The organism is Finegoldia sp. P2-F-LR, assembly GCF_052932265.1.
In genome coordinates this window covers 1-331 of sequence record NZ_JBRFJF010000043.1, presented here as the reverse complement: position 1 = coordinate 331, position 331 = coordinate 1, and the positions used below count along the sequence as shown (strand labels likewise).

The 331-nt window shown below is 26.0% G+C and carries 1 protein-coding gene; it reads left to right on the top strand.

The features are described from left to right. Positions 1-331 (top strand): IS3 family transposase (locus ACU68W_RS09325; protein ID WP_446756444.1); only part of this gene is annotated, 331 nt, incomplete at both ends.

Below are 331 nucleotides of genomic sequence, written 5' to 3'. Positions count from 1 at the left end.
GCAACTCAAGGCGAAAAAGCAGCGATTGTCAAAAAACTCAAAGAAAAAGGCTACAGACTAAAATATCTTTTAATAGCTATTGATTTGCCAAAATCAACATACTACTTTGAAATTAATAAAGTTGATGGTGTTAAGATTAGAAATAAAAATATAGAAAATAAAATATTTGATATATTTAACAATCATAAAGGAAGATATGGTGTTAGAAGAGTATATAGGGAATTATTGAATCAAGGATATACAATAAATCATAAAAAAGTACAGAGAATAATGCATGAATTAAAACTATTTGGTAAAAGACCTAGAGAAAAATATCATTCATACAAAGGGA